At 69.8% G+C, this 25,734-nt stretch carries 19 protein-coding genes and 3 pseudogenes; 12 read left to right on the top strand and 10 right to left on the bottom strand.

Features of this window, described 5'->3' with window-relative positions:
- Positions 1-302 precede the first annotated feature (302 nt).
- The gene (locus A4E84_RS05460) at positions 303-1,784 is read right to left on the bottom strand and encodes a non-reducing end alpha-L-arabinofuranosidase family hydrolase (protein ID WP_062925451.1); all 1,482 of its coding nucleotides are present in this window, start codon (positions 1,782-1,784) and stop codon (positions 303-305) included.
- 588 nt (positions 1,785-2,372) lie between these two features.
- On the opposite strand from A4E84_RS05460, the gene A4E84_RS05455 reads away from it, so the two are divergent.
- From A4E84_RS05455 to A4E84_RS05440, 4 genes are all read left to right on the top strand, one after another.
- Complete coding sequence (locus tag A4E84_RS05455; RefSeq protein WP_062925450.1) at positions 2,373-3,803, top strand: endo-1,4-beta-xylanase; 1,431 nt, start codon at positions 2,373-2,375, stop codon at positions 3,801-3,803.
- Between the two features lie 100 nt (positions 3,804-3,903).
- Positions 3,904-5,205, top strand: a complete 1,302-nt coding sequence (locus A4E84_RS05450) for an RICIN domain-containing protein (RefSeq protein ID WP_062925449.1) — start codon at positions 3,904-3,906, stop codon at positions 5,203-5,205.
- A gap of 181 nt (positions 5,206-5,386) precedes the next feature.
- On the top strand, positions 5,387-6,385 hold the full coding sequence (locus A4E84_RS05445) for an RNA polymerase subunit sigma-70 (protein WP_062925448.1): 999 nt from the start codon (positions 5,387-5,389) through the stop codon (positions 6,383-6,385).
- A 127-nt stretch (positions 6,386-6,512) separates the two neighbouring features.
- The gene (locus tag A4E84_RS05440; RefSeq protein WP_062925447.1) at positions 6,513-7,400 is read left to right on the top strand and encodes a helix-turn-helix transcriptional regulator; all 888 of its coding nucleotides are present in this window, start codon (positions 6,513-6,515) and stop codon (positions 7,398-7,400) included.
- 31 nt (positions 7,401-7,431) lie between these two features.
- On the opposite strand, the gene A4E84_RS05435 is transcribed toward A4E84_RS05440, so the two are convergent.
- The 8 genes and pseudogenes from A4E84_RS05435 to A4E84_RS05400 all read right to left on the bottom strand — a co-directional run bounded on the left by A4E84_RS05435 (position 7,432) and on the right by A4E84_RS05400 (position 15,855).
- Positions 7,432-7,800 (bottom strand): molybdenum cofactor biosynthesis protein MoaE, encoded by a 369-nt coding sequence (locus A4E84_RS05435; RefSeq protein WP_062925446.1) that lies wholly within the window; start codon positions 7,798-7,800, stop codon positions 7,432-7,434.
- Positions 7,801-7,804: 4 nt separating this feature from the next.
- Positions 7,805-8,794, bottom strand: a complete 990-nt coding sequence (gene moaA, locus A4E84_RS05430; RefSeq protein ID WP_062925445.1) for a GTP 3',8-cyclase MoaA — start codon at positions 8,792-8,794, stop codon at positions 7,805-7,807.
- Between the two features lie 82 nt (positions 8,795-8,876).
- Positions 8,877-10,031, bottom strand: a complete 1,155-nt coding sequence (locus A4E84_RS05425) for an XdhC family protein (protein ID WP_062925444.1) — start codon at positions 10,029-10,031, stop codon at positions 8,877-8,879.
- Positions 10,032-10,169: 138 nt separating this feature from the next.
- Positions 10,170-12,383: a xanthine dehydrogenase family protein molybdopterin-binding subunit gene (locus tag A4E84_RS05420; protein ID WP_062925443.1), complete on the bottom strand. Its 2,214-nt coding sequence runs from the start codon at positions 12,381-12,383 to the stop codon at positions 10,170-10,172.
- Positions 12,380-13,360, bottom strand: coding sequence for an FAD binding domain-containing protein (locus A4E84_RS05415; RefSeq protein WP_062925442.1), 981 nt, complete (start codon positions 13,358-13,360; stop codon positions 12,380-12,382). Before A4E84_RS05415 ends, A4E84_RS05420 begins: the two co-directional genes overlap by 4 nt.
- A gap of 12 nt (positions 13,361-13,372) precedes the next feature.
- Positions 13,373-14,023 carry a (2Fe-2S)-binding protein gene (locus tag A4E84_RS05410; RefSeq protein ID WP_062931324.1) on the bottom strand — a complete coding sequence of 217 codons (651 nt, stop codon included), beginning with the start codon at positions 14,021-14,023 and terminating at the stop codon, positions 13,373-13,375.
- Positions 14,024-14,170: 147 nt separating this feature from the next.
- Positions 14,171-14,609 (bottom strand): annotated as a pseudogene (locus A4E84_RS39865) (NAD(P)H-dependent oxidoreductase).
- Positions 14,610-15,072: 463 nt separating this feature from the next.
- Positions 15,073-15,855, bottom strand: a complete 783-nt coding sequence (locus A4E84_RS05400; RefSeq protein ID WP_062925440.1) for a transposase family protein — start codon at positions 15,853-15,855, stop codon at positions 15,073-15,075.
- A gap of 369 nt (positions 15,856-16,224) precedes the next feature.
- Between A4E84_RS05400 and A4E84_RS05395 the strand changes: the two are divergent.
- The 5 genes and pseudogenes from A4E84_RS05395 to A4E84_RS43340 all read left to right on the top strand — a co-directional run.
- A pseudogene (locus A4E84_RS05395) lies at positions 16,225-16,880 on the top strand (IS30 family transposase); the annotation flags it as partial.
- Between the two features lie 353 nt (positions 16,881-17,233).
- Positions 17,234-17,803, top strand: a complete 570-nt coding sequence (locus A4E84_RS05390) for a TetR/AcrR family transcriptional regulator (RefSeq protein ID WP_062925439.1) — start codon at positions 17,234-17,236, stop codon at positions 17,801-17,803.
- Positions 17,804-18,066: 263 nt separating this feature from the next.
- A complete protein-coding gene (locus A4E84_RS05385; protein WP_062925438.1) occupies positions 18,067-18,945 on the top strand; it encodes an alpha/beta fold hydrolase in 879 nt (292 codons plus the stop codon).
- Between the two features lie 104 nt (positions 18,946-19,049).
- The gene (locus tag A4E84_RS05380; RefSeq protein ID WP_062925437.1) at positions 19,050-20,726 is read left to right on the top strand and encodes a CocE/NonD family hydrolase; all 1,677 of its coding nucleotides are present in this window, start codon (positions 19,050-19,052) and stop codon (positions 20,724-20,726) included.
- A 261-nt stretch (positions 20,727-20,987) separates the two neighbouring features.
- Positions 20,988-21,233 (top strand): annotated as a pseudogene (locus A4E84_RS43340) (ISL3 family transposase); the annotation flags it as partial.
- 214 nt (positions 21,234-21,447) lie between these two features.
- On the opposite strand, the gene A4E84_RS05375 reads toward A4E84_RS43340, so the two are convergent.
- Entirely contained in the window at positions 21,448-22,482 is a 1,035-nt protein-coding gene (locus A4E84_RS05375) for a LacI family DNA-binding transcriptional regulator (RefSeq protein ID WP_062925436.1), read from the bottom strand.
- A gap of 181 nt (positions 22,483-22,663) precedes the next feature.
- On the opposite strand from A4E84_RS05375, the gene A4E84_RS05370 reads away from it, so the two are divergent.
- The 3 genes from A4E84_RS05370 (at position 22,664) to A4E84_RS05360 (ending at position 25,706) form a co-directional block, all read left to right on the top strand.
- Positions 22,664-23,446 carry a TIM barrel protein gene (locus A4E84_RS05370; RefSeq protein ID WP_062925435.1) on the top strand — a complete coding sequence of 261 codons (783 nt, stop codon included), beginning with the start codon at positions 22,664-22,666 and terminating at the stop codon, positions 23,444-23,446.
- A gap of 119 nt (positions 23,447-23,565) precedes the next feature.
- Positions 23,566-24,591, top strand: coding sequence for a sugar ABC transporter substrate-binding protein (locus tag A4E84_RS05365; RefSeq protein WP_062925434.1), 1,026 nt, complete (start codon positions 23,566-23,568; stop codon positions 24,589-24,591).
- 95 nt (positions 24,592-24,686) lie between these two features.
- Positions 24,687-25,706: a Gfo/Idh/MocA family protein gene (locus A4E84_RS05360; protein WP_062925433.1), complete on the top strand. Its 1,020-nt coding sequence runs from the start codon at positions 24,687-24,689 to the stop codon at positions 25,704-25,706.
- Positions 25,707-25,734: the final 28 nt, after the last annotated feature.

The following is a 25,734-nucleotide window of genomic DNA, read 5'->3' as shown; positions in this document are numbered from 1 at the left end:
TCCTCCCGGACTGGGCTGCCTTCCCGCGCACTGTATCCGGTCGCCTCGGGCGGGCCGGTCCTGCGTTCATGGGCATCGGAAACCGCTCGGGCACCCGGGAGGTGCCACCCCGAGGCATGACGGGGAGAGGCATGACCGGGGGAGGTATCAACAACCGACCCGACGCCGCGCGCGGCCTCCGCAGACGCACGGGCCGTTCCCCGATCGACTTCCGCGACGCGGTCAGGGGACGCACCGAGGGCCCCCGGCCGGCGGAGGCCCTCGGTCAGGGCTGGGACAGGACGCGCAGACGCGTCACACCGTCAGCGTCGCAGGGTCAGCAGACCCGGACGGTAGGGCCAGTGGCCGTACTCGCCACCGGAGTTGGGGCTGCGTCCCTGGTAGAGGAACTGCAGGTTGCAGGGATCGACGGTGAAGGTCTGATCGGCGCTGGTGCGGATCAGTTCGCCGTGGCTGATGTCATTGGTCCAGGTGGCGCCGCTGTTGGTCTTGCCGGCGAAGGGGTTGCTCTCGGTCGCGGCCTGGGGTGTCCAAGAGCCGTTCAGACTGGTGGCCGTGAACGAGCGGAAGTAGCGGCCCTGCGAGCCCCTCGCTTCGACGATCATGAGGTAGCGGTTCTGGCCCTGGAGCTTGTAGACCTGCGGGGCTTCGAACAGGTTGTCCGTCGTATCGCTCATGATCGTTGTGTAGGTCGAGCCGAAACTGCTCGGGAAGTTCCCGATCGGCATGCTGGCCCGGTAGATCTTGCCGTTGTCGCCGGCGAAGAACAGGTACATGTTCTGGCCGTCAGCGATGAGCGTCTGGTCGATGGGGCCGGTGCCGGAGCCGGTGATGCTTCCGGAGAAGAGCACCTTCTGTGCCGACCAGCCATTGGGGTTGGTGGGGTCGCTCGACGTCCGGTAGGAGAAGGCGCTCCCACCGCCCCACTGATAGGCGAGCACCCAGATGTTCTTCGGCGCGAAGTAGAAGAGCGTGGGCGCGACGGTGGAGGCCGACATCGCGTTCTGACCGGCCGAGGCCATCTCCGGCCAGTTGGTGAACAGGCCGAAGTTCATCGAACCCCAGCCCGCTCCCGTTCCCGCGGCGCCGTGCGTCGTCGCATAGACGAGATGCTTGCCGTTGTAGGGGACGACGGTGAAGTCCTTGAGCGAGGCCCACCCGGCCCTGGGCTGCGCCAGCGCCCCCGTGGACGTCCAGCGGTAGGTCGACGGGAGATTGCACGAGTCGGGGGGGTTGCCGCCGTCGACCTTGACGAGCTGCCACTGCTGGTTGGTGCCGCCCCAGTCGTCGTACTGGACGACGTTCGCGTTGTCGGCGGTGGAGCCGCCCTGTACCTCGAGGGCCTTGTTGCTGTGGCGCGAAATGAACCTCACGTAGCCGTCCGAGCTGTCGGCCAGCCGCCACTGCTGGTTGGTGGCGTTCAGGTCGGCCCACTGGACGATCGAGCCGCCGTTCGCGGTGGACCAGTTGTGGACGTCCAGCACCTTGCCCGAGTGGCGGGACTTGATGCGGTAGTAGCCGCCCCCGGAATCGACGAACTGCCACTGCTGCTGGTTCTGATCGTTCCTGGTCCACTGGGTGATGCGGGCGCCGTCGCCGGTCGCCATGTTGTAGACGTCCAGGGCCTTGCCGCTGTTGCGGTTGACCAGCACATACGAGGCGTTGGGATCCACGGTCGCCGCGTTTGCGGGCTGGGCACCGAGGAAGGTGGCCACGAGCAGCAAGGGCGCAAGGACGGCGAGTAAGCGTCTCGTACGGGCCGGGGACGCGTGGCGAAACCACATCAGAGAGCACTCCTTTGGGGGCAGGGTGAGGGGACCCCGATGAACCGCGGAGCGGACTGCCGGGGGCGGTGACGAGCTCGAAACATTTCGATGAATTCCCGGAAGGTTTGTCGCCACAAGCTAGGAATGTGGGGCCCTCTGGTCAAGGCCTGTCGCCGATCTGTCCACAAACAGTGCCCCCCTTCCGGGTCCACAAGGTGTTGTGGGGGCCGGAAACACACCGGAGTTCGCTCGGCCTGCCGCCTGCCCGAATGTTTCGGTCGAGAAACCGAAACTTCTTCTGCGGAGAGTATTGACGGTCCATCGTCAATGCCTCAATCATCCCTGTCTGAGAACCCGGCCCCGGTTCGAAATGTCGAACCACGTCGACGGCGCATCCTGGCTCTTCGCGCAGTTGGAGAGGTGTGCGGCGCCGCGCGGCGGTCTCCCGGCTGAGCCGCGATGGAGTGCCCCATGCCCGTGTCGAGACACCGCCCAACACCCGCGTGCCGCCCGGGTTCCGGCCCGCCCCGTTCTGCCGAGTGGGAGCGGACGACGCATTCCCCTGCGCTTCAGTCCTTCCGTGATTCCTACCTTGGAGGCACAGCCATGGGCTCGTATGCCCTTCCCAGAGCCGTTGTCCGCCGAAAGATCCGCGGCCTGCTGTTGGCGCTGCTCGTCGGCGTTCTCGGTGCGGCCGCCGCACTGGTCGCGCCGCCGACCGCACACGCCGCCGAGAACACGCTCGGCGCCGCGGCGGCGCAGAGCGGCCGCTACTTCGGCACCGCCATCGCCTCGGGCAGGCTGGGCGACTCGGCGTACACGACGATCGCGGGCCGTGAGTTCAACTCGGTGACGGCCGAGAACGAGATGAAGATCGACGCCACCGAACCGCAGCGAGGCCAGTTCAACTTCACCGCCGCTGACCGCGTCTACAACTGGGCGGTGCAGAACGGCAAGCAGGTGCGCGGCCACACCCTGGCCTGGCACTCCCAGCAGCCCGGCTGGATGCAGAGCCTCAGCGGCAGCGCGCTGCGCCAGGCGATGATCGGCCACATCAACGGCGTGATGGCCCACTACAAGGGCAAGATCGCCCAGTGGGACGTCGTGAACGAGGCCTTCGCAGACGGCAGTTCGGGAGCCCGGCGCGACTCCAACCTGCAACGCACCGGCAACGACTGGATCGAGGTCGCCTTCCGCACCGCGCGCGCCGCCGATCCGGCCGCCAAGCTCTGCTACAACGACTACAACGTCGAGAACTGGACCTGGGCCAAAACCCAGGCCATGTACGCCATGGTCCGGGACTTCAAGCAGCGCGGCGTGCCGATCGACTGCGTCGGCTTCCAGTCGCACTTCAACAGCGGCAGCCCCTACAACAGCAACTTCCGCACCACCCTCCAGAACTTCGCGGCCCTCGGCGTCGACGTGGCCATCACCGAGCTCGACATCCAGGGCGCCCCGGCCTCGACCTACGCCAACGTGACCAACGACTGCCTGGCCGTCCCGCGCTGCCTCGGCATCACCGTCTGGGGTGTGCGCGACACCGACTCCTGGCGACCGGGGGACACGCCGCTGCTGTTCAACGGCAACGGCAGCAAGAAGCCCGCCTACACCGCCGTCCTCAACGCACTCAACGGCGGCTCCACCACGCCCCCTGCGGATGCCGGACCGGTCAGGAATGTCGGTGCAGGCCGCTGCCTGGACGTGCCCGGCACCAGTACCACCGACGGCACCCAGCTCCAGCTGTGGGACTGCCACACCGGCACCAACCAGCAGTGGACGTACACCGCCGCCGGCGAGCTCAGGGTCTACGGCAACAAGTGCCTGGACGCTGCCGGCACCGGCAACGGCACCAAAGTCCAGATCTACGGCTGCTGGGGCGGCGACAACCAGAAGTGGCGCCTCAACTCCGACGGATCCATCGTCGGCGTCCAGTCCGGCCTCTGCCTCGACGCCGTCGCAAGCGGCACCGCCAACGGCACCCTGATCCAGCTCCACTCCTGCTCGAACGGCAGCAACCAACGCTGGACCCGCACCTGATGGGGCCCGCCACAGACGAAAGGGTGAGTCGGTGAAGACCTACGGTGCGGCTTCTCCCGCCCCTCCACGCGGACATCGCTGGTGGTCCCGGGTCGCCGCCGTGGTGGCGGCAACCCTCGCGATCGGCATGCTCACCGCGGTGAATCCGGCGCCCGCCGAGGCGGCGACGGTGGACACCAATGCCTGGTACGTCCTGGTCAATCGCAACAGCGGCAAGGCGCTGGATGTCTCCGGCGCGTCCACCGCCGACGGCTCGCGGGTCAGCCAGTGGACGCGCAGCGACGGAGCCAACCAGCAGTGGCGGTTCGTGGACTCCGGCGGCGGCTTCTACCGCCTCAAGGCCCGGCATTCGGGCAAGGTTCTGGACGTGGCCGGCGCCTCGACCGCAGACGGTGCCGCGATCCAGCAGTGGGCCGACCACAACGGGGCCAACCAGCAGTTCCGCCTGGCCGACTCCGAGGCGGGCCACGTCCGGCTGATCAACCGCACCAGCGGCAAGGCGGTGGAGGTGCAGGGCGCCTCCACCGCCGACGGCGGCAACGTCGTCCAGTACTCCGACTGGGGCGGCGCCAACCAGCAGTGGCAGATGGTCAAGCTGTCGTCCGGTGGCGGCGGCGGATGCGGCAGCGCCCCGACTCTTGCGAGCGGTACGCACACGATGCAGAGCGGCGGCAAGAGCCGCAGCTTCATCCTCAGGGTTCCCGCCAACTACGACAACAGTCACCGCTACCGGCTGATCTTCGCGTTCCACTGGCGGGGCGGAACCGCCGGCGACGTCGCCTCGGGCGGCACGAGCGGGAACGCCTGGTCCTACTACGGCCAGCAGGAACAGTCGAACAACAGCGCGATCCTCGTCGCCCCTCAGGGCCTCGGCAACGGCTGGGCCAATTCGGGCGGTGAGGACATCACCTTCGTCGACGACATGATCCGGCGCATCGAGGGCGGCCTCTGTGTCAACCCGGCACAGCGTTTCGCCACGGGATTCAGCTGGGGCGGCGGTATGAGCTACGCACTCGCATGCAGCCGGGCGAACGTCTTCAGGGCCGTCGCGGTCATCTCCGGCGCCCAGATCAGCGGGTGCAGCGGCGGAACCCAGCCGATCGCCTACTTCGGAATCCACGGCATCAGCGACAACGTCCTCAATATCGGGCAAGGACGGTCCCTGCGCGACACATTCGTCCGCAACAACGGCTGCACCCCCCAGAGCCCGCGCGAGCCCGCGCCGGGCAGCCGAACGCACATCACCACCACCTACTCGGGCTGCCGTGCCGGATACCCGGTCCAATGGGCCGCGTTCGACGGAGGCCACATACCCGGCCCGGTCGACGGCTCCTTTGGCGAAAGCGGCGTCACCACCTGGACCAAAGCAGAGATCTGGAGGTTCTTCGCACAGTTCCAGTGACCTGCCCGCACCAAGGAGTGGAGCCAGGATGATCCTGGCTCCACTCCGTCGACATCTGCCATCACCCTCCGCCGAAGCGTCACCCTCCGTCGAAACGGCGTGTCCGACCGTAGTGATGAGTTTTCGCGCCCGCGGCCGTCACACCTATGACGGGACACGACCGAGGCGGAAGGATGACGTGATGAGTGCGGACACGCGGCTGGAGGAGCTGGGCGTGAGCGGTCTGGGCGATGTCGACGAGCCGGCGTTCTGCGGGCTGGCGGAGCGGCACCGGCGGGAGCTGCATGTGCACTGCTACCGGATGCTCGGGTCGTTCGATGACGCCGAGGACACCGTGCAGGAGACGTTTCTGCGTGCCTGGCGGGGGCGGGAGACCTTCGAAGGGCGGTCGACGTTCCGGGCCTGGCTGTACCGGATCGCCACGAACGCCTGTCTGGATCTGCTCGCCAAGCGCCGCCCGGAGCCTGCGACCGGCGGCGAGGTGCTGTGGCTGCAGCCCTACCCGGACCGGCTGCTCGACGAGCTGCCCGCGGGTGAGGCGGACGAGCCGGAGACCGTCGCCGTCGCGCGGGAGACGATCGAGCTGGCGTACTTGGTCGCAGTCCAGCACCTCGCGCCGCGCCCGCGGGCCGCGCTGATCCTGCGGGACGTGCTCGGCTGGCCGGCGAAGGAGGTCGCGGAGTTCCTCGGGGACTCCGTCAACTCCGTGAACAGCGCACTGCAGCGGGCCCGCGCCGGCATGCGGGAGCACCTGCCCGCCGAGCGGCAGGCCTGGACCGGCGGCGAGGAGGACGCCAGGACGCGCGAGCTGGTGCGCCGCTACACCGACGCCAGCGTGGCCACGGACATCCCGGCTCTGGCCGCGATGCTGCGGGACGACGTCCGCTGCTCGATGCCGCCCACGCCGGGCCTGTACGTCGGCCGCGACACGGTCGTGAACAGCTGGGTCGAGGGTGGCTTCGAGGGTATGAAGGGCCTGCGCCCCGTCCTCACCTCCGTGAACCGGCAGCCCGCCGTCGCCTTCTACCTCTGGCGGAAGCCGGAGGGCGCGTACCTGCCACTGACGATCGACGTCCTGCGCGTCACCGGCGGGGCGATCACCGAGATCGTCACGTTCCACGACGACCGGTTCCCGCGGCTCGGACTGCCGGAGCGCCTGCCGGCGGACGGCACGGAGTAGTCCCGGTTCGAAATGAAACCCTAGGAGGGGGCTTTGACTCTATTTGAGACTCAGTGTCAATTGGAGTCGCAGAGTCGATGTTGTATGCTGCTTCGCATCAGCGAGGCAGGACGACTGGAGGACAGAGATGTCTTCACATGTGGCGGCCGGTGACCAAGTGACGTCCGGACTCGACCGGCGTACCGAGCTGAGGGAGTTCCTGCGCTCGCGCAGGGCCCGACTCAAACCCGAGGACGTGGGCGTGCCCTCGCACGGGCGGCGGCGGGTTCCCGGGTTGCGGCGCGAGGAACTGGCGCAGTTGGCGGGGGTGTCGTACGCCTACTACGCACGGCTGGAGCAGGGGTTCGGCGACACCATGTCGGCCGAGGTGCTGGACGCTGTCGCCCGCGCCCTGCGCCTGACCGACGAGGAGCGCGACCATCTGATCCGGCTGGCCCAGCCCGAGCGGCAGAACACGACGCAGGCCGCGCCCCCGCCGCAGCGACTGCGGCCCAGCGTCCAGCACCTGCTCGACACGCTCGGCGTGCCCGCCTACGTCGTCAGCCGGCGCATGGACATCCTGGGGTGGAACCGGCTCGCCGCCGTCCTCTTCGGGGACTGGGCCCAACTGCCGCCCGAGGAGCGCAACGTGGCGCGGCTGGCCTTCCTCTCGCCCGAGGCGCGCGACCGCTTCGCCGACCCCGAGCGCGTGGCGCTGAGGGTGGTCGGCGCTCTGCGCATGAACGCCGGCAAGAGCCCCGCGGATTCGCACCTCTCTTCCCTGATCCAGGAGTTGTCGCAGAAGAGCGGGGAGTTCCGCCGGCTGTGGGCACGGCACGAGGTGAGCTGCGGGACCGTCGGCGAGTCCGTGCGATTGCGGCACCCGCTGGTGGGAGAGTTCGACCTCGTCCACGAACCCATGGCGCTGCCCGGGGGCGCCCCGATGCGGCTGGTCACTTACCATGCCGAGCCGGGCTCCCGCTCGGAGGAGGCTCTGCGGATGCTGGCCAGCTGGGAGATGAAGCCGCTGCGCTGACACGTGGAGCCGGCCGCAGCCGATGACGGAGCTACGCGCCGACCCATTCATCTGTTCCGTCCGAGAACTTCTGGTGCCTCCAGATGGGCACTTCGTGCTTGAGGCCGTCGATCAGTTCACCGCAGGCTTCGAAGGCATCTCCCCGATGCGGACACGCGACGGCGACCGCGACCGCCGTGTCTCCCACCGCTGGTGACCTGAGCGGGTGGCACGCATGCCCCAGTCCGTCCACGTCCGCGTCATGGTTCCGCACCGTGCCGACGAACAGCGCCATCCCGCCCGCCGCCGCGTCGCCGACGGCCTGGAACACCTCGTCCGGGCAGAGCGGTGTCCGTCGTATCGCGAGCAGCCTGATCGGCTGCGGGTGTGCCTGCTCACCGGGGTGTTCGGGGGCCGCCACCGGGTCAGCCCCCGATGGCCGACATCGGCCTCTCCGGCCGTACGAACGAGGGATCGTCCAGGCCCGAACCGGCCTTCTTGCCCCACATCGAGGCACGCCAGATCCGGGCGATCTCCTCGTCGGGAGCGCCTGAGCGGAGCGCGGCACGCAGGTCGGTCTCCTCGCGGGCGAACAGGCAGGTGCGTATCTGGCCGTCGGCCGTGAGGCGGGTGCGGTCGCATGCCGCGCAGAAGGGGCGGGTGACCGAGGCGATCACGCCGACACGGTGCGGGCCGCCGTTCACGAGCCAGCGCTCGGCCGGAGCGGAGCCGCGCTCCTCGTCACTCTCGGGGGTGAGGTCGAAGCGGGTGCGCAGGGAGGTCAGTATGTCGCCGGCGGTGATCAGGCCCTCTCGCTTCCATCCGTGCTGGGCGTCCAGGGGCATCTGCTCTATGAAGCGGAGCTCATAGTGGTGCCGTACGGCCCAGGAGAGGAGGTCGGGGGCCTCGTCCTCGTTGATCCCGGGTATCAGGACGGAGTTGACCTTGACGGGGTTCAGTCCCGCCGCGTGCGCGGCTGCGATGCCGTCGAGGACGTCCTGATGGCGGTCCCGGCGGGTGAGGGTCTTGAAGACGTCGGGGCGCAGGGTGTCCAGGGAGACGTTGACCCGGTCCAGGCCCGCGGCCTTCAGGGCCGTCGCGGTGCGCCGCAGGCCGATGCCGTTGGTGGTCAGGGACATCCGCGGGCGCGGGTCGAGGGCGGCGACCCGCTCGACGATCCCGACCAGGCCCGGACGCAACAGCGGCTCGCCACCGGTGAAACGGACCTCCGTGACGCCGAGGACACGGACCGCGATGCCGACGAGGCTGACGATCTCGCCATCGGTGAGCAGGTCGGGCCTGGCCAGCCATTGCAGGCCCTCCTCCGGCATGCAGTACGTGCAGCGCAGATTGCAGCGGTCGGTCAGTGAGACCCTCAGGTCGGTGGCCACCCGGCCGTAGGTGTCGATGAGCACGTGGGGCCTCTCCTCAACGCGTGATCGGATTCTGGTGGCTTGGTGGCTCGTCAGCGAGCGCGCGACGACTCGGCGCGCGCCGTCATGCGGCCAGGAGCGCGGCTGGTGACGATGCTTGGGCCACAGGGACGGAACCATGTATGGGACCGGGTACGCGGGACAGGGGCAGGCCGGTGCCGTTGTGGGTGTGGGCGATGATCTCGGCGGTGATGGAGATCGCTGTCTCTTCGGGTGTGTGGGCGCCGAGGTCGAGTCCGATCGGTGAGTGCAGGCGCGCGATGTGCTCATCGGGCACGCCGGCCTCCCGCAGCCGGTCCAGGCGGTGTTCGTGGGTGCGGCGGGAGCCCATCGCGCCGATGTAGCCGACCGGGAGGCCGAGGGCCAGGCACAACAGGGGGATGTCGAACTTGGCGTCGTGGGTGAGGACGCAGATCGCGGTACGGGCGTCCACTTCCGCGCGCTCCAGGTAGCGGTGGGGCCAGTCGACGACGATCTCGTCGGCGTGGGGGAAACGTGGGTGTGTGGCGAAGGCGGGGCGGGCGTCGCAGACGGTGACGTGGTAGCCGAGGAAGCGTCCGGCCTGGCTGAGAGCGGCGGCGAAGTCGACGGCGCCGAAGATCAGCATGCGGGGCGGCGCCACGCGGGTGTGGACGAGAAGTGCCAGCTTCTCCGGGCAGGTGTCGGCGTCCCCGCCGATCGTGACGCGTCCGGTCCGGCCGGCCCGAAGCAGCGCGCGGACCTGGTTGACCGCCGCCTGGTCCACCTGCCGGCTGCCGAGTGTCCCGTCGTACGCGTTGCCGCTCCCGAAGACGGACAGGGTGCGGCCGAGAAGGTGCTGCGGCCCGTCCACCACCTGTGCCACGGCGCCGGGCGGGCCGGCCGGCACCTGTTCCAGGGCGGTGGTGAGGTGGGGCTGGTCGGCGGGGTCGACCCGCTGCACCAGGACCTCCAGTTCGCCGCCGCAGGTCAGGCCCACGGCGAAGGCGTCGTCGTCGGAGTAGCCGAACCGGGCCTGTACCGGGGGTTCGCCCGACTCCAGAACCTGTTGGCACAGCTCGTAGACGGCACCCTCCACGCATCCTCCGGAGATGCTGCCGACCGCCTCGCCGCCGGTGTCCACGGCCAGTGCGGTGCCGGGTGGCAGGGGTGCGCTGCCACGGACCCGGGTGACGGTGGCAAGGGCGAAGGGGCGGGCCTCGCGGCACCAGCGGTACAACGTGTCCGCGATGTTCAGCATGAGTGGCTCTCCTGGGGGAGGTCGAAACCCGCCGCCGTGCCGGCATGGGGGGATGGGGAGGCACGGCGGCGGGCCGATGTGTGGGACGGCCCTCGGGGCCCCGCCGGGATGACGGGAGGGGTCCTTGCCGCCCGGGATTCAGAGCAGGGCTTCGGCGGTGATGGGCAGGTCGCGGACGCGGCGGCCGGTGGCGTTGAAGGCCGCGTTCGCGATGGCCGGCGCGACCCCGACCTTCACGATCTCGCCGAGGCCCTTGACGCCGATGGGGTCGGCGTGGAGGTCCTCTCCGTCCAGGTAGATCGCCTTGATGTCGGGGATGTCGGCGTTGACGGGGACGAGGTAGTCGGCGAGGTTGGCGTTGACGATCCGGCCGTCGCGGTGGTCGGTGGCCGTGTGCTCCAGCAGGGCCTGCCCGACGCCGCCCACCATGGCGCCGAGGGCCTGGCTGTCGGCCAGCTTGGGGCTGATGATCCGCCCGACGTCGTAGACGCCCAGCATGCGCCGCATCCGCACCAGGCCCAGCCGCCGGTCGACGGCCACCTCGGCGAACACCGCGCTGTAGGCGTTCATGGAGTACCGGTCGTCGCCGCTCGGGGTGAACGTCCCGCGCGTCTCCAGGTGCGTACGGCTGTTACGGGCCAGCAGCTGCCGGTAGGTCTCCCCGCGCGCGGGGTTGCCCTTGACGTGCAGCCGGCCGCCGCGGACCACGATGTCGTCGGCGTCGACGCCGTGCAGCGGTGACCGCTCGTCTTCGACGGCGAGTTTGATCGCCTCCTGTCGCAGCTTGTCGCAGCCGTCCTGGACGGCGGAGCCGACGCCGGCCATGGTCTGCGATCCGCCGTGCGGCGGGGCCGCCGGGAAGGTGGAGTCGCCGAGTTCGAAGCGGACCGTGCGCATGGTCAGGCCGAGGGCGTCGGCGGCGAGCTGGGTCATGGAGGTGTAGGTGCCGGGGCCCATGTCGCTGGTCGACGCCTGGACCAGGGCCGTGCCGTCGGCGTCCAGCCTGACCCGTGCCTCGGACCGCATGCGCAGGGTGTCGTAGATACCGCTGGCCATGCCCATGCCGATCAGCCAGTCGCCGTCCCGCCGGGAGCGGGGCTCGGGGTTGCGCCGGTGCCAGCCGAACGCGCGGGCTCCGGTCCGCAGGCACTCGCTCAGGCGCCGGGTGGACCAGGGCAGCCCGTTGACAGGGTCCTCCTGCGGTTCGTTGCGCAGCCGCAGCTCGACCGGGTCGATGCCGGTCTTGTGGGCGAGTTCGTCCATGGCCGACTCGAGGGCGAAGGCGGCGCTGGACCAGCCGGGGCCCCGCATGAACGTCGGTGTGTTCACGTCCAGCGGCACGGTCCGATACGCCTGGCGGACGTGGGGCGTGGCGTAGAGCAGCTGCCCCGGGTTCATCACGCCCTCGGCGAAGTGCTCGTACGAGGACGTCTCGGCCCGTATCCGGTGGACCGCCGCGGTCAGGCGTCCGCCTCGGGTGCTGCCCAGACGCAGCCCGTACTCGTAGGCGGGCCGGTAGCCCACCCCGTAGTACAGCTGCTCGCGGGTCAGGACCAGTTTGACGGGGCGGCGGATGTGGCGGGCGGCGAGGGCCGCGATGGTGGTGTGCGGCCAGGTACGCAGCGCGTTGCCGAACGCACCGCCGACGAACGGCGAGATGACGCGCACGTTCTCCGCCGACATGCCGAACACGGCGGCGAGTTCGTCCCGCGCGCCCACCACCCACTGGGTCTTGTCCCACACGGTGAGCTTGTCGCCGTCCCAGCGGGCGATGGTGGCGTGCGGCTCCAGCGCGTTGTGGTGGTTACGGGTGAGCCGGTAGGTGCCCTCCACTGTGACCTCCGCCGACGCCAGTGCGTCTTCGGGGTTGCCGCGCACGTAGTTCTGCGGCGGCAGGGGGTCGTTCTCCCGGACTCCGGGTGCCGCCATGTCGGTCGACGGCTTCTCGGCGTCGTAGGAGACCTTCACCAGGTCCGCGGCGTGCTGGGCGGCCTCCAGGGTACGGGCGACGACCACGGCGACGGGCTGCCCCAAGAAGCGGACCTTGTCGTCCTGGAAGACGTGCAGTCGCTCACCGACGAAGGGATCCAACCAGGCGCCCGGGTTGTCGCGGTAGGCCAGTGTGGGTTTGTCGAGGTGGCTGATGACGCCCAGGACGCCGGGCTGGGCGTCGGCGGCGCGGGTGTCGATGCCGGTGATCCGTCCGCGGCCGACGCTGCTGTCGACGATGACCGCGTGGACGGCTCCGTCGATGTCGTGGTCGGCGGCGTATGTGGCCTGGCCGGTCACCTTCAGCCGTCCGTCCACCCGGGAGAGCGGCGCTCCGACGGCTGCCTGTGGCTGCTGGCTCACTTGCCACCTCCTACGACGCGCAGTTGGCGCTCGACGGTCCGTTTGAGCAACTCGACTTTGAAACGGTTGTGCGCGAGGGGCCGGGCCCCGTCCGCCGCGCGCTCGGAGGCCTGGCTCCACAGCGCCTCGGACGGCCGCCGCCCGATCAGCTGCCGCTCGACGGCGGCGAGCTTCCAGGGCACGGTGCCCACGCCTCCGGCGGCCACCCTCGCCTGGCGGATCACCCCGCCGCTGATGTGCAGGGCGACGGCCGCCGAGGTGAGCGCGAACTCGTAGGACTGCCGGTCACGCACCTTCAGGTAGCCCGACTTCAGCGGACGCGGAAGGGCGGGAATCTCCACTGCGGTGATCAACTCACCCCGGCGGAGGGCCTGTTCGCGGTTGGGTGTGCTGCCCGGCTTGAGCAGGAAGTTCGCGAAGGGCACGGTCCGCTCGCCGTCCGGCCCCAGCAGGACCACGGTCGCCTCCAGGGCGGCGAAGGCCACGGCGACGTCGGAGGGATGGGTGGCCACGCAGTCGTCGGAGGTGCCGAGGATGGCGTGGGTGCGGTTGACGCCGTGCAGGGCAGCGCAACCGGAGCCCGCCTCACGCTTGTTGCAGGCGGCCGTCACATCGCGGAAGTACGTGCACCGGGTGCGCTGCATGATGTTGCCGCCGATGGTCGCCATATTGCGCAGCTGCGCCGACGCGCTCAGCTCCAGCGCCTGCGAGATCACCGGAAACAGAGCGCGCACCCCCCGGTGGGCGGCGGCCTCGGACATCCGCACCAGCGCGCCGATGCGCAGGCCCCCGCGCCGGGTGACCACGATCTCGCGCAGCGGAAGGCCGCTGATGTCGACCAGCGTGCGAGGGCGTTCGACGGTCTCGCGCATCAGGTCGACCAGTGTGGTGCCGCCGGCGATGTAGCGGCCGCCGTCACGGCCCGCGTCGAGAGCTTGCCGGGTGTCGGCGGCTTTGGTGTAGGAGAAGGGATGCATGGAGATCGTGCCTCACTTCTCGTGCGCGGTCTGCTCGACTGCGCGCACGATCTTCACGTAGCAGCCGCAGCGGCAGATGTTCCCGCTCATGAACTCCCGGATCTCCTCCGGCGAGCCGGTGTGGCCCTCCTTGATACAGCCGACGCCGGACATGATCTGGCCGGAGGTGCAGTAACCGCACTGGAAGGCGTCCTGGTCGATGAACGCCTGCTGCAGCGGGTGCAGTCGGTCTCCCTTGGCCAGGCCCTCGATGGTGGTGACCTCTGCGCCGTCCAGCCGAACCGCCAGCGTCAGGCAGGAATTGACCCGGCGACCGTCGACCAGGACCGTGCAGGCGCCGCAGGCACCGGCGTTGCAGCCCTTCTTCGAGCCGGTCAGCCCAAGGTGTTCGCGCAGCAGGTCCAGCAGGGAGGTCCGGTTGTCGACGGTGACGGTGCGCCGCTTGCCGTTGACGGTCAGGGAGACGCGGCTGCCCGGCGGCGCCTCGGCGGCGGCCGCGGGCTCGGCGCCGAACACGGACGGCCCCGCTATCAGGCCGCCGGCCACGACAGCACCACCGACAGCGGTGGTCGCGACGAACGTACGCCGGGAAGGGCCGGACGCGGATTCCCTGGGAGATCCCTCGGGGGGAGAAACAGTTGACTCGGGGAGTTCGGTGGACATGACCACTCTCTCGGTCGACGGAAGACGGATGGCGGTACCGACCACCGTCATGTGCACGAATCGGAGTGAGTGCGAGACATCACGGCCTCTTTCAGGAGGACGTGACAGCGCACCTGTGGGTAATGGCGTGGTGGCGCCGCAAGACGGTCATGCGGCGGATTCCCTGTCGGACTCGGGCCGTGTGCGGCCGCCCGGGAAGCAGGCGGGCGGCGCGTCCTGGGCGAAGAACGTCTTCGCGTGCGCCGGCGCCTCCGTGTCCTCCAGGACGTCGCCCGGGGCGGTGGCGTTGCCGTGAAGGACGCCACCGAAGTTCATCTTCATGAAAGCGGCCCGGTTGTTGATGGCACAGGGGAGGCGATCACGATGTCGGTCGCGGCGAGGGTGGCCTCAAGGAGCAGCGCGTGGTTGCCCACCTCGGGCCGCGTGGGGTGCCGCGGCTCGTCGAAGTCGGGGAGCGGATGCTCGGCGAGCGAGATCCACTGCTGCTCGATGTCGGCGGGCAGCATCGCGGCGGCCCGGCGCGCGAGCAACTCGGTGTTCCCGTTGCTGCGGTGGCGCCTAGGACGAAGAGGAAACGGCGGGACAATGGGGCGATCTCCTTGGTCGGAGCGTGGACGACTGCTGCGGGTGAGCAGTCCCGCCGGGTGGCGTCCTGCTCTTCGTGCCCCGGCGGTGCCGGTCGGGCCGACGTCCGGGGACACGGTTCACGCCGCGGTGGATGGGGCGGGCCCTCGTTCCGAAGAGAGGGCGGTGGCCGGGGGGAACACGATCGGCAACCGCCTCACCACGTCTCCGGTGCGGCACGGCACCACTGTGCGGCACGCGGCGCGATACAACGAGCACAGATTTTTGGGACGACTCGGCTACGTACCACTGCCGTTGGTACGTCTGGCAGTAGCAGCCTGAGCGGCCGACCGTCGGCGGTGATCGTCATTCCGTATGCATGGGGCGGGTACCTGGTATCGGACACCCGCCCCTGCGGAAGTCGTCCCTGACGAGCTCGTGCACGGTAGGCGGTGAGACGTCGCGAGCTTCGGTGCGGCCCGGATTCACGTCTGCCGTGTGGGCTTCAGGTCCACGGTCTGCTGGGGGGACAGCAAGCCGGCGGTTGCTTGGACGGTGTCGCTCATCTGCTCGCGGCGGCCGAGGTGGCGGGCCAGGGCCCGCCAGTTCTTCAGATGGGCGATGCCGTGCTCGACCCGGATACGGCGTGAGGAATGTGCCTTGCGCTGGCGCTCGTACATCTCCTCGTACCAGTGGGGGGCGTTCTTCTTGAACTTGCGGTGTGGTGGTGTCATCACCCGGCCGCCGGTCTGGGCGCCCAGGCCCTGGTAGCCGGCATCGGCGAGGATCTCGACTGCGGGCCCGTCGGCCAGGAGCCTGACCAGCCCTAACTGGCGGGCTTGGGTGATGTCCGTGCAGCTTGCGGGCCGTGCTGGGCTGCACCACAGCACGCGGCCTTCGCCGTCTGTGACGACCATGGACTTGACGGCGTTCTGCTTGTTCTTGCCGGAGATGAACGTGTCCCGGTCCTTGCGTCCGGTGGCCGGGCGGCGAACCCGGATCTCGGTGCCGTCGACGATGCCGGTCGTTCCGCTCGAGCCGAGATGGTCGACGACCTCGGCCGGAGACCGCAGCCGCACGTCGGGGCTGACGGTGCATCCTCGCTCGGCGAGCAGGGGCCGCACCTCACCGACGGCCCGGGTGATGGTGGAGCGGTCCACTCCGAACCAGCAGGCCAGCACGTCATGGGTGACCCCGTGACGAAGATGGACGAGCGTGGCCAGGAGCCGGTCGACGAACACCAGCCGGTGCTTCGCGCCGGCGCCCACAGCCCGCTACCGCGGTCGAGCGGCAAGCCTCGCTTGGTGACGCTCCTGCCGCAACGGGCCGATCTCCTCGACGAGTTCAGCAATCACTGCGGCAGTCAGGCCCGTGATCCGCCGATTGCTGATGATCACCGCACGAGTCGAGTTCCCCACCACCTGACCATGATCAACCATCCAGGCTCGACGTCTCACCGCCTACCGTGCACGAGCTCGTTAGCCCCCTGGCCGGCGGCAGCCGGGCATGTGGACACGGCGGCCGCACGGTTCGCACACGGCCGCCGCGGACCGAAATCGCCTCGAGCGATACGCAGCCCGCGAGGTCTTCAACCTGGTCAGACCGGTTTCAAGCACCCCCGCGTTATAGGGGCGTCCGTGGCCCACGAGACGGTCTATCAGCCCTCTGCGTCCAGGGGCGCGGCGAGCTGCGCCGGGAACTCGCCAGAGCCCTGCGCACCGGTCGCGCCCGCCGCAGCCCCGTCGGCAGGCCCAGCAGCGCACACCACGCTTCGCCACCCCGATGGTCATGATCAGCGCGTCCCGCTGAGGCCGAAGACCGGGCCGTGCCCGGCCATTGGGAGGGTGACCTGATCATCGGCAAGGACGGCGCCTCCGCCATCGGCACCCTCGTCGAGCGCGCCACCCGCTACGTGAAGCTGCTGCACCTGCCCGACGGCCGCACCGCCGAACATTGTCGCGACGCCCTGGTTGAAACCGCCCAGATGCTGCCCGCCCACCTGGTGCGGTCGCTGACCTGGGACCAGGGCGCCGAGATGGCCGCCCACGGCTCCTTCACCCTGGCCACCGACGTCCCGGTCTGCTACTGCGACCCGGCCGGCCCCTGGCAGCGCGGATCGAACGAGAACACCAACGGCCTGCTGCGGCAGTACTTCCCGAAGGGCACCGACCTTGCGGTCCACCCCCGCGAGCACCTCGCCGCGGTCGCCGCCGAGCTCAACGGCCCCCCCCCCCGCAAAACGCCCGGCTGGGAGACGCCAGCCGAGCGTCTGCATAAACTGCTCGCGGCCTGATCAACACGACCACGTGTTGCAACGACCCCTGGAAACCGCCTTTGCTCCTGCGGGGGCCTCTTCATGTGGCTGGCCAAGACCTCGACGAGGAGGGCGGTGTCGGCGAGCCGGTCGTCGGGCTCATCGCGGCCGCATCTCCGGCTTCGGGGGTGACGGGCGGCCGCCAGGGGCCGCACCGCGTCTCCGCCCGGACGAAGCCGAGAAGACCGCCGTCTCGGCGTAGCGGAACCGCTCACATGCCCGCTCGGCCCGTGGGCGGCGCGAGGTCGCCCCGGTAACGCGCTGTAAACCGACCGGTTGGCACTGTAAACCGATCGGTTTTCATTTTCTCCGCATCGAGTTAACCTCGCGGTATGACCACCGAAGTGAAGCCAAGTACCAGAGAGCGGCTGCTGGAGGCGGCGGCCACGCTCACCTACCGAGACGGTGTCGGCATCGGCGTAGAGGCGCTGTGCAAGGCGGCGGGGGTGTCGAAGCGTTCCCTGTACCAGCTGTTCGAGAGCAAGGACGACCTGCTGGCGGCGAGCCTGGGGGAACGCGCCTCTGTCTTCGCAGCCGGGCTCCTGCCGGCGGCGGACGACGGCCGTTCACCCCGCGAGCGGATCCTGTACGTCTTCGACCAGCTGGAGGAGCAGGCGGGTGCGCCCGACTTCCAGGGCTGTCGGTATCTGGCTGCTCAGGTCGAGCTCAAAGACCAGAGCCACCCTGCGAGCCAGGTGGCCCACCGGGTAAAAGAGAATCTGACCGCCTTCTTCCGTGCCGAGGCCGAACGGGGCGGGGCGGGCGACCCCGACCTGCTGGCCCGGCAGCTCAGCCTGGTGTTCGACGGCGCCAGCGCCCGCGCGGGGATCGGAGCCGACGATCTGACCGGGCTCGTCGCGCCCACCGTGACCACCCTGCTCGATGCGGCAGGCGTGCGCTGACGCATCCCCTTTCGGGCAGGTGCCGTGACGGTGCCCTCCCGAGGCCGATGGCTCCCGCCCCTGATTCCCCGCAATCGAGGGGAGCCGGGTGGCCGTAGGGGTGGCAACCTCAGTCTTGTGCTCGGAAACCGATCGGTTTACGATGATGGAAACCGGTCGGTTTCTCGATGAATCCAAGGGCTGGTCCGTGGTCACGCCTCCTTCGGGCGGGCCCTATCCGAATCATCCGTCCGCAGCAGTTCACGCAAAGGGAAGCCAGCGAGATGTCCAGCCCAGAGCCTCGTCCCACGATTCACATCCCGGGAACCACCAGCCACACCATCGCCCCGCGCGCAGGACACCGCAGCGACGAGGGAACCCTGCGCTACCTCAGAGCGGGCACCGGCGCTCCCGTAGTGCTGCTGCACACCGTGCGCACGCAGGCCGAGCACTTCCGCGCCCTCATCCCGCTGATCGCGGACCGGTACACCGTGTATGCCCTCGACCTGCCGGGGATGGGCTACTCCGAGATCGTCCCCGGGGCCTCGTACGACGAGCCGGCCATGCGCGCGGGCGTCAAGCGGCTCCTGACCGAACTCGACCTCCACGACGTGACCCTGGTCGGGGAGTCCATGGGGGCGGTGCTCGCCCTGACCACCGCGGCCGATCTGCCGGAGCGGGTACGGCGTATCGTCGCGGTGAACACGTACGACTTCCCCGGTGGGATCGCCCGGTCCGGTCTTCTCGCCCGTCTGGTGGTCGGCGGTGTCCTCACTCCGGGGGTGGGCCCGGTGATCGCCGGGGTGGAACCCAAGGCCGCCCTCCGCAGGATCCTTCAGGGCGGGCTGGTCGACAAGACCGCGCTGCGGGCGGACTACGTCGACGAACTCCTCCAGGTGGGCAGCCGCCCCGGCTACCCGAGCGTCGCCCGGGCCGTGTACCAGAGCCTGCCCAGTCTCATCGCCGCCCGCTCGCGCTACCCCGAGGTCAAGGCACCCGTCCACCTCGTCTACGGGGAGAAGGACTGGTCGCGGCCGTCGGACCGGCAAGCCGACAAGGAGCTGCTGCCGGCCGCCGATTTCACGCAGGTGCCGGGAGCAGGCCACTTCATCGCCTTGGAACGGCCCGACCTGCTGGCCGACCTGCTGAACGCGGTGGAGTGACTGTCCCGGGAGCGCCGTAGCCACCCCCGTTCGGGGGTAGTGCGGGACGGGGACCGGGTTCGACCATGTGCCTGACAGCGTCGGGGCATGCAAAGGAGCAGCGCGTGGCGGAGATACGGATCGAGTTCGATGTTCCGGCGGAGATGCGTGACGGCACGGTGCTGCGCGCGGATGTCTACCGGCCCGGAGGTACGGGGCCGTGGCCGGTGTTGCTGAGCCGACTGCCGTACGGCAAGCAGACACCCATGATGGGCGTTGTACTCGATCCTCTGGCCGCGGCCAGGCGCGGCTTCCTGGTGGTCATCCAGGACACCCGGGGCCGCTTCGCCTCCGAGGGGGAGTGGGAGCCGTGGACGTACGAGGAGAGCGACGGTTACGACACCGTGCGGTGGGCCGCTGCCCTGCCCGACTCGAACGGCGCCGTCGGCATGATCGGCGGCAGCTATTTCGGCAACACACAGTGGATGGCGGCGCTGTCGAAGCCGCCGGAGCTGAAGGCGATCGCACCGTTGATCACGTGGTCCGACCCGGACGACGGCCTGTGGACGCGCGGCGGCGCGATCGAACTCGGCATCACCGTGCCCTGGTCTCTCGTTCAGGGCGCCGACACGCTGATGCGCCGTCACCGCACGGACCTCGGAGGTCTCGTGAGCAGCATCACCGGGCTCGTGCAGGATCTGGACGGCCTGGCGAGCGGCGGCTACGGAGAGCTGCCCGCCGGGCGGTTTCCCGCGTTCACCCGGCACGATCTGCCCGAGCTGGGCTACGAGCGGTCCCGGCGGGAGCCCGACTGGGCGCGGTCCTGCACCGTCGCGGGCCGGCACGACGAGGTCGACCTGCCCACCTTCCAGGTCGGTGGCTGGTACGACATCTTCAGCCAGGGCACGCTCGACAACTTCACCGCCATGCGCCGCGCCGGCCGGTCCGCCACGCTCATCATGGGCCCGTGGACCCACACCAACTGGCAGCACGTGGTCGGTGACGTCAACTTCGGGTTCGGCGCGCACTCCGACTTCATGGGCCTGCGGGGACGCGTGCACGACATGCAGTTCGACTGGTTCCAGCGCACGCTCGGCGACGGCGAGGCCCAGGAGCCGGACACGGGCACGGTGCTGCTGTTCGTCATGGGCATCAACCAGTGGCGTGAGGAGACGGAATGGCCCCTGTCTCGGGCGGCGGACACGGACTTCCACCTGCGCGCCGACGGACGCCTGACGCAGGAGCCGCCGTCCACGGCCGAGCGGGCCGAGGAGTTCACCTACGACCCCATGGACCCGGTGCCCACGACCGGCGGCGCGCTCCTGATGTCCGACGAGTTCCGTCCCGGGCCACTCGACCAGACGGCCGTGGAGGGACGCGAGGACGTCCTGGTCTTCACCACCGAACCGCTCATCGAGGACGTCGAGGTGACCGGCCGCGTCCGGGTGGTGCTCTTCGCGGCCACGGACGGGCCCTCGACCGACTGGGTGGCGCGCCTGTGCGACGTCGACGAGGACGGGGTCTCGCGCAATGTGGCCGACGGCATCGTGCGGGTGCGCGCGGCGACACCGGGCGAGGCGGCCGAGCATGTCGTGGACCTGTGGTCGACCAGCATCGTCTTCCGGGCGGGTCACCGGATACGGGTCCAGGTCACCTCCAGCAACTTCCCCCGCTGGGACCGCAATCTCAACACGGGCGAGCCCGAGGAAACCGCCACCACGGTCCGAGTGGCCCGGCAGCAGGTCTTCCACGATCCCGCCCGGCCGTCCCGCATCGTCCTGCCCGTGGTGCCTCCGGCCTGAGCGGGAGTGAGGGGAGAGCCCGCCGATCCGTTGCTCCGGTGGGCAAGGGCGCCGAAGTAGCCATGCCGGCTCGGTCGAGGGGCGGCAGGCCTCCTGCGGCGGAGGCGATGACCTCCCACGGGCGCCTGCCCCTCGGCATACGCCGCAGTGAAGATCTATCGGTCAGCAGACCGACCAGGTTCCGCTCGAAGCAACGCGGCACCGTCCGGTGGCTGCTGCTCAACCGCCCCGAGCGGCGCGACGCCCTCGATCAGAGGCGGCGGACGGGCAGCCGTCCTCGACGTCCGTGTGCGGGTGCGGCGCTTGGTGCGTCCCACGCGCGGCTGCCGGCGGCCCTTACGCGAGCAGATGCCCGGAGCGTTTGAGCGTCACCAGCGACGCACGGCCCGTCTGGCCAGGTAAGCCAAGGCTGTGGTGAAGGAGTTGGCGGGTCGGGCGGGATCTCGTCTGCCGGCGATACTCGCGGCGGGCCTGCTCGCCGTTTCCGCTGTTCAGGCATGGTCTCGGTGTCATTGAGGGAGGGGCTGGGGCGATCAGTTCGTTCTCGGCGATGCGGAGTTGATCGCCCGGGAGGAACTCGTCGAGACCCTGGCAGCTCCGGCCGCGGCAGTGGACGTAGCCTCCCGGATGGAGGCGGGTTCCTCGGCGGACAGCCGCAAGTGGTCCTTTGGGGCCGCGGTGGAACTTCGACCAGATCGGGCCGGGACTGGAGCAGCGCGGGTCAGGAGCGGCAAGGTGCCCTGGTGGTGCTTCGTATGACGAGGTGTGGTGTGACGACGACTTCTCGTTCGTCGTCCGCCGCCTCACCCTCCAGCCGGGCGACGGCCCGGCTCACGGCCCGGCGCGCCAGCTGGCGGGCTTCTTGCCCGACCGTGGTGAGCTGGACGTGGGCGAGGCGGGCGAGGTGGCTGTCGTCGAAGCCGACGACCGAGATCTCGTCGGGCACAGGGATACGGGCGCGCAGGAAGGTGTCGAGGACGCCGATGGCGCAGTGGTCGTTGAAGGCGAGGACGGCGGTGGGGCGGGCAGCCTCGGCGAGGAGTGTTCGTGCGGCTGCCGCGCCGTGGTCCTCGGTCAGCCCGCCCGGCACGAGGCGGACGCGGTCGGTGAGGCCGTGGTCCTTCATGGCCGACTTGTAGCCGCGGCGCCGGTCGGCCGCGCCCGGCGCCCTGCCCCCGTCGATGTGGACGATGTCGTGGTGGCCCAGTGCCACGAGGTGGTCGACCGCCTGGCGGGCGCCCTCGTCGTCGGCCGCGCGGACGACGTCGACGCCGTCGGTGAGCGGACGCAGCCGGCGGGCCACGGAGACGACGGGAAGCTGCGCCGCGAGTTCTGCCAGCCGGGCCACCGGGGCATGGGGGCTGAGCAGGATCAACGCCTCGCAGCGGTCGTCGAGCAGCGTCTCCACCGCCTCCTGTTCGCTGCGGCTCGCGGCGACGGCGCTGAGCGCGATCTGATAGCCGGCCGCCCCCGCCGCGGCGTAGAGCGCCTCAACCATGTCGGCGTGGAAGGGCTGTCGCAGGTCGAACTGCACTCCCACCAGGTGCGAGCGGCTGCTGCGCAGGAGGCGGGCCCTGCTGTCCGGCCGGTAGCCGATCTCCTGCGCGGCCCGCAGTACCCGCTCGCGACTTGCCGCGCTGGGCCCCTTGGCACCGCGCATGACCATGGAGGCAAGTGGCACGGAGACACCTGCCCGCGCCGCGAGGTCGCTGAGCGTCGGCCGCTTTCCGTCCGGGACGGCAGAGCGCGATGGCACCGTCGGCCTTCCTGATCGAGGGTCTTCTCCGAGGTGATCGTAGACCGAGCCCAGCAGGACACGCACTGGTCAACGTTGTTACAACGTTATAAATCAAATGTCCGCACAAACCCTTGACAGGCTGCCCGGCGCCTGGCGTACTGCTCCTGTTCTCTTAGAACGTTATAAGTCTGGAGCTGCGATGTACACGTTGGCGGTCTGTGCCGAGATGGTCTACCGCGACCTGCCGGTCGATGAGCGGGCCCGGCGCATCCACGAGGCCGGCTTCCAGGTGGAGATCTGGGACTGGACCCGGCACGACCTGGACGCACTGGCCCAGACCCCCGCCGAGTTCTCCTCGATGACCGGCTACATCCGCGGCGCCCTGACCGACCCGGACGGCGCAGCCGAACTCCTGCGCACAGCCGAGGAGTCGGTCAAGGCCGCCGAGCATCTCGGCTGCCCCCGGCTCAACCTGCACGGCACCGGCCTGGACAGCGAGGGCCTGCCCGTGGTGCCGGTGACCGGCGAGGCCACCGGCGACATGTGGATCACCGCCCACCGCACGCTCACCCGCCTGGCCGAACTGGGCGAAGGCGCGGGCGTCACCTTCACCTTGGAGAACCTCAACACCGCCGTCGACCACCCCGGCGTCCCGTTCGCGCGGGCCGCCAACACCTACGCCCTGGTCGCGGCAGTCGATCGGCCCGGTCTGCGGATGAATCTGGACCTGTACCACGCCCAGATCGGCGAGGGAAACCTCATCGAACTGATCCGCCGCGCGCACGGCGCCGGCCTGATCGGAGAAATCCAGGTCGCCGACGTGCCCGGCCGCTGCGAACCCGGCACCGGAGAGATCAGCTATCCGGCCGTCGCCCGCGCCCTCACCGACCTCGGCTACGACGGCACGGTCGCCCTGGAGGCATGGCCCTCCGGCGACAGTGGCACCGCCATGGAGCGGTTCCGCGCCGCGTTCACCCTCTGATCCCACCCCGAGCCGCACAGCAGGCCACCCAACAGCTCCCCGCCCGACCCACAACGGGATGCGTTGCGTCCCACCGGTGGATCACCCCTTCCCGCAAGTCAGCACAGTGAGGTGCCGAAATGAACCGCTCGCTTCCCTCCCGCTCCCGCTCCCGCAGATTCACCATCCTGGTGGCCGTGGCCGCCAGTACAGTCCTGGCACTCGCCGGCTGCTCCAGCAGCTCGGGCGGCAAGAAGTCGGAGGAGAGCGCCGGTGGCGTCTCCGCCGGCAAGGCCACCACGCCCCGTATGACCATCGCGATGATCACCCACGCCGTCCCCGGTGACACGTTCTGGGACACCATCCGCAAGGGCGCCCAGGCCGCGGCCGCCAAGGACAACGTCAAGCTGATCTACTCCGCCGACCCGAGCGGGGGCAACCAGGCCAACCTGGTGCAGAACGCGATCGACCAGAAGGTCGACGGCATCGCCGTCACCCTCGCCAAGCCCGATGCCATGAAGGAAACAGTGGCCAAGGCAGTGCGGGCCGGTATACCCGTGGTCGGCTTCAACTCCGGTGTGGACGACTGGAAGAAGCAGGGCCTGCTCCAGTACTTCGGCCAGGACGAGACCGTCGCGGGCGAGGCGATCGGGAAGAAGCTGAGTTCCCTCGGTGCCAAGAAGGTCGCCTGTGTCATTCAGGAACAGGGCCAGGTCGCCCTCGAAGCGCGCTGCGCGGGCGTGAAGAAGGGGTTCTCGGGCACGACGGAAAACCTGTTCGTCAACGGCGCCGACACGCCGTCCGTGAAGTCGACCATGACCGCCAAGCTCAAGCAGGACCCCTCCATCGACTACGTCGTCACCCTCGCCGCCCCGGTCGCGCTGACCGCCACTCAGGCGGTGTCCGACAGCGGCAGCAAGGCCAAGGTCGCCACCTTCGACCTCAACAAGGAGCTCGTGAAGGCGATCCAGGGCGGCAGCATCCAGATCGCCGTCGACCAGCAGCCCTACCTGCAGGGCTACCTGGCGGTCGACTCCCTCTGGCTCTACAAGAACAACGGCAACTACAGCGGCGGTGGCGTGGCGCCCGTGCTGACCGGCCCGGCCTTCGTCGACAAGTCCAATGTCGCCGCCGTCGCCACGTTCGCGGCCAAGGGAACACGGTGACGCGTACGACCCGGGTCAAGGCCGGGCCCCTGTGGGTTCGGCCGGCCCTCTGGTGACCGTCACCGCCATCGCCCACCCTTCAGTCAAGGAACCACATGACCTACCGCACCTCCCTCGGAGTCGCCGTGATCGGCGCCGGCCGCATGGGAGCCGATCACGTACGCCGGATCAGCGAGGTGACCAGCGGCGCCCATGTGGCCGCCGTCGTCGACGTCGACACCGACCGCGCCAAGACGGTCGCCGCCGACGTCGAAGGATGCGCGGCCTACGGCGACGTCGCCGAAGCGATGGCCTCGCCCGACGTCGACGCGGTGCTGCTCGCCTCCCCGGGCATCGCACACGAGGCGGCACTGCTCACCGCGTTCGAGCACGACCTGCCCGTCCTGTGCGAGAAGCCCCTCACCCCCGACGCCGCCTCCGCCCTGCGCGTGCTGGAGGCCGAGCAGCGGCTCGGGCACCGCCGGGTGCAGGTGGGCTTCATGCGCCGTTACGACCACGAGTACATCAAGCTCAAAGCGCTGCTGGACAGCGGGGAGCTGGGCCGGCCGCTGATGCTGCACAACCGGCACCGCAACCCGTCCTGCCCGCCGGACTTCACCAGCGCCATGCTCATCAACGACTCCGTGACCCACGAGATGGACATCACCCGCTGGCTGCTCGGCCAGGAGATCACGTCCGTCACGGTGCTGCGGCCGCGGCCCTCCGGCAACGCGCCCGAAGGGCTGGCCGATCCGCAGTTCGTCGTCTTCGAAACCGACGGCGGCTCCCTGGTCGACGTCGAGATCTACGTCAACGCCCGCTACGGCTACCAGGTCCAGGCCGAGGCGGTGTGCGAGCACGGCACCGCCCGCATCGGCGACCGGCACGACATGCTCGTCAGCACCGGCGGACGCTGGGGCGGCACGGTCACCCCCGGCTTCGTCGAGCGGTTCGAGGAAGCGTACGACCGCGAGGTCCAGGCATGGATCGACGCCACCCGGCGCGGCGAGGTCACCGGCCCCAGCGCCTGGGACGGCTACGCCGTGGCCGCGGTCTGCGAGGCGGGCATCCGCGCCCAGACCGAGGGCCGCCGCGTCGAGGTGGAACTCGCCGACCGCCCAGCCCTCTACATCTGACCCCACCGCCGGCACACCGAACCAGCGG

The organism is Streptomyces qaidamensis, assembly GCF_001611795.1.
Lineage (GTDB): Bacteria > Actinomycetota > Actinomycetes > Streptomycetales > Streptomycetaceae > Streptomyces > Streptomyces qaidamensis.
The sequence above is the reverse complement of the archived record's forward strand: the minus strand, read 5'-3'. Positions and strand labels throughout refer to the sequence as shown.